Source organism: Streptomyces sp. NPDC059003, assembly GCF_042740445.1.
Classification (GTDB): Bacteria; Actinomycetota; Actinomycetes; order Streptomycetales; family Streptomycetaceae; genus Streptomyces.
Genome location: NZ_JBHYJH010000358.1, coordinates 1 through 3,967, shown reverse-complemented (window position 1 = coordinate 3,967; position 3,967 = coordinate 1). Strand labels below are relative to the sequence as shown.

Below are 3,967 nucleotides of genomic sequence, written 5' to 3'. Positions count from 1 at the left end.
AGCGACGACTGAAACCACCACCGCGCAGGCCTAGCCGCACTTATCCCGCCAGGCGCGGCCCCACGCCGCGCCTGGCCCCTCCCAGAGAGCCGCACACACCAGGAATCTCCCAACGGCCGCCACGGCCACCGAGAACACCCGAGTGGCACTCCCCGAGCAGGGGCACCGCTGCGCACGACGACGGCGACGCCGACGCCGGAACGAACCGGCGCCACCGCGGATGCCCCCAGAAGACAGCGAGCCCTTCCTCTGCGGCGACGCCGAAGGCGACGCGCGCCTGGATCTGCTGGCCCAGCGCCGCGATGCCCAGCGCGTCACCAGCAGCGTCGGCACCACTCACTGCCGAGCGAGAGACCTCAATCCGCCCCCTGCATCGGCCACCACCGGGCACGTGGCCCACCACCCTTGCAGAACAGAGCCCCCAGTAGACGGCGGGAGCGGGCCGCCACGCCATCTCGCCATTCCACCACGAGGAGCACCAGCCATGTTCACCCACGCCCGCGCCGCGGTCCTGCTCGCCTCCGCGATGGATGTCGCCTACGACGGGGACGACGAAATGGCCATCACCGTGCACAACGCGAACGGCTCCCTCTTCACCGCCGTCGGCCGTACAGACACCCTCCAACGCGTAGCTGCGGCAACGGAGAAGAACCCGCTCGACTTCGACCCGAAGGACCTGCAGGCCCTGCTCGAATACCTGTCCCGCCTGCTCACCACACCCAAGCCGAAGGGCGCCCTCGCCGTGTGCGTGCCCGACGTGGACCGGGGCGGCCACCTCCTCTGGGTGTGGAACCTGGCCACCTTCGCGCCGCTCCGCGACACCGAAGCAGAGCAGGAGTTCCCAGGGAGCGACATACCCAGCAGCAGCCGCGTATACGGCTGCATCACCGACCAGGGCGCTCCCGCCCCGGCTATGCCGATCACAGACCGCGTCATCATGACCCTCGTGCCGCACCACCACATCTGATCCCGGTTCACGCCGTCCACACCCCTGGAACGCACCTTCGCGCCCATGTGAACGCCGCCGGGCAACGCCAACACCCCTCCACAGGGCCTGTGGCAGACCCGGGCTGGATCGCGCGAGTGCACACCCAACACAGGTCGCTGCGCCGCGTGATGAGGCGCAGCGACCCACGCTCCAAGGACCGGCCAGGCGCCTCTTGCAACCGCGACCACACCTGGTGACTCCCCCCATGTGCCCACGCAGGAAGTCAGCCCCACGCACTGCCTCGCCTGGGCGTGAAGTGGCAGGTCACAAGGCCGCCTGCGGACGTATCCCGGCCCTACCGTTCACTGCCGTTCCCATCAGCGACATCCACACTGCGAAAGGAACGGGACTCGTGGACAACCTGGAGGCCAGCCGGAATACGGCAGAAACAGTCCACGTATCCCTGCCGTGACGCCCTGCGGACGTGAAAATTGAGCTGGCGGCCGCCCGTCGACGTCGGAGTTGCCTTGGGGGTTCGATCCCGCGAAACAGTCTGATGCCGGAGCCGGTCCGAGGGGCTGTGCACTGTCGCTTCGAGCACGCCGTTCAGAGTCTCGCTGTCCCCTCCCGCTCCACGGGCGGCCGTCGCCTGGCACGGCGCCTGAGGAGGAGAGGTGGTTCCGATGACCGGACCGGAAGAGATCGGCAGAGCTGAGGAGTTGGTGGACCGCGTCGCGGCGATCGACATCGCCAAAGCGTCAGGCATGGTCTGTATGCGGCTCCCGCACGAGACCCGTCCCGGACGGCGGGTCCAGGAGGTGTGGAACGCGGCGGCGACCAGCAACGCGATACTGGAGCTGGGCGACCGCCTGGTCTGCCAGAGAGTCACCCGGGTCGTCATGGAGGCGACGGGCACGTACTGGCGCCCGTTCTTCTTCCTCCTGGAAGCACATGGGCTGGAATGCTGGCTGGTCAATGCGAGGGACGTGAAGAACGTGCCGGGCCGTCCGAAGACCGACAAGCTCGATGCGGTCTGGCTTGCCAAGCTCGCCGAGCGCGGCATGCTTCGGCCCTCGTTCGTGCCCCCGAAGCCGGTGCGCCAGCTACGGGACCTGACCCGCATGCGCACCGTCCTCTACCAGGAGCGGACCCGTCACAAGCAGCGCGTGGAGAAGGTCCTTGAGGATGCGCAGATCAAGCTGTCCAGTGTGATCAGCGATGTCTTCGGGGTCTCCGGCCGGGCGATGCTCGCCGCGCCCATCGCCGGCGAGCGCAGCCCCCGGGCACTGGCCGATCTGGCCCGCGGCACCATGGTCGCCAAGAAGGCCGCTCTCACCGAAGCGTTGACCGGCCAGTTCGACACCCATCACGGCTTCCTCTGCCAGACGCTGCTGGACAGCATCGACCACCTCACCGCGCAGATCGGCAAGCTCACCGCACAGATCACGGCCGTGGTCGGAGAGCTGCCCGGTCCAGAGGACGACACCTCGCGTCCAGGGCCCTCGCTGGTGACCCGGCTGACCGCGATCCCGGGGGTCGGTCCGGGAACCGCGCAGGTCCTCCTGGCCGAAGTCGGCCCGGATATGCGGGTGTCCCCCACGGCCGACCACCTCGCGGCCTGGGCCCGTCTCACACCCAGAACCGTCCAGTCGGGCCCGAAGAACTCCGCCGGCCCCACCGGGAGGGGCAACCCCTGGCTCAAGGGTGCTCTCGGTGAGGCGGCACTCGCGGCCTCTCGCAGCGACACCTTCCTCGGCGCTCGCTACAAACGCATCGTCAAGCGCCGTGGCCGCCGCAGAGCCCTGGTCGCCGTCGCCCGCTCCATCCTCGTCATTGTCTGGCACCTGATCAACGATCCCGACGTCGAGTACAGCGAACTCGACTCCGACTACCACCGGCGGCTGATCGACCCCAGCCGCCGCACCCGCGACCTGGTCCGCCAGCTCAAGGCCCTCGGCCACGACGTCACCCTCGCCCCCGCCAGCTGACCAGGCCCTCAACCTCTGGCCAACGAACGCGCCAGCACGCCCGTGACCTGAGGAATTTTCCGTTCAGGCAACAGGGTCCCGACCGCCGGTGATGTGTGTGTTCAGAGGCTCTTGCGCCGGGCAGCTGGGTCGCGTTCGGCGACGTGCCGGGCGACCGCGTCGACGCCGGGCCGTGCGTAGCGTTCGAGGGAGCGGACGGAGGCGTGGCGGGAGCGGGCCAGCAGCATCGGGGTGGAGGTGCCGTCCTCGGCATCGTGTGTCAGGGCACTGTGGCGGAGTCGGTGGAGCGTTCAGCCGTCCAGGTCCTCGATGTCCTCGGGTGAGGCGAGCGGGTTGGCCAGCAGCCGGGTGTTCTCCTCGAAGATTTCCTCGGCCCGGCGGTAGGAGAGCCGGGCCCGGCCGGTCTCGGGACACACGTCAAGCGTCGGCGTTCCGGCCGGGGCCTTGCGGTCGGTGAGGAACAGTGGCCCGCGGGTGCGCCGGGCGATCAGTCGGGGCAGCAGCTGGGCGGTGCCGGACTGCCAGTGGATCCACTCCGTCGCCCCGCCCTTGGCGATGATCCTGCCGCGTTTGTCCTGCGGGTACAGGTCTTCCACGTTCAGGCACAGCACCTCGTCGGCCCGTGCGGCGGACTCGTAGAGCATCTTCCACCGCGGCTTCTCCCGTAGGCCGACGTCCAGGCGCCACAGGGCGGCGATCTGGTTCTCCGAGAGAGCCTTGGTGCGGTCCGGCGGTGCCGGCCGCCGCTCGATGCCGATCGTCGGATCGCTTTCGATCCAGCCCTGGCGCTGCCACCAGCCGATCGCCTTGCGCGCGATGGACAGCTCCCGGTTGACGGTGTCGGCGTCCGTCTCGTCCGCCCGCGCCGCTGCCAGCTCGGCCAAGACCTCCGCCAGTGCAGGGTCGTCGATCGCGGCGACGGGGAAGACGGGCGGCTTCGCGCCCCGGCGGGCGGGTCCGGTCGGCGCAGGTTCGCCGGCGAGCATCCACCCCCACGTCGTCAGTGAGATCCGGTAGATCCGGGCGGAGGACTTCGCGATGCCCGCGCCGG

At 69.5% G+C, this 3,967-nt stretch carries 4 protein-coding genes; 2 read left to right on the top strand and 2 right to left on the bottom strand.

Annotation, left to right across the window (positions count from 1 at the left end):
* Positions 1-484: 484 nt before the first annotated feature.
* Entirely contained in the window at positions 485-967 is a 483-nt protein-coding gene (locus ACFWZ5_RS45345; RefSeq protein WP_384893063.1) for a hypothetical protein, read from the top strand.
* A 644-nt stretch (positions 968-1,611) separates the two neighbouring features.
* On the top strand, positions 1,612-2,916 hold the full coding sequence (locus ACFWZ5_RS45340; RefSeq protein ID WP_384893060.1) for an IS110 family transposase: 1,305 nt from the start codon (positions 1,612-1,614) through the stop codon (positions 2,914-2,916).
* A 101-nt stretch (positions 2,917-3,017) separates the two neighbouring features.
* On the opposite strand, the gene ACFWZ5_RS45335 is transcribed toward ACFWZ5_RS45340, so the two are convergent.
* Positions 3,018-3,143: a PmrA gene (locus ACFWZ5_RS45335; protein ID WP_384893057.1), complete on the bottom strand. Its 126-nt coding sequence runs from the start codon at positions 3,141-3,143 to the stop codon at positions 3,018-3,020.
* Between the two features lie 63 nt (positions 3,144-3,206).
* A partial coding sequence (locus ACFWZ5_RS45330; RefSeq protein ID WP_384893054.1) for a site-specific recombinase occupies positions 3,207-3,967 on the bottom strand: 761 nt, incomplete at its 5' end.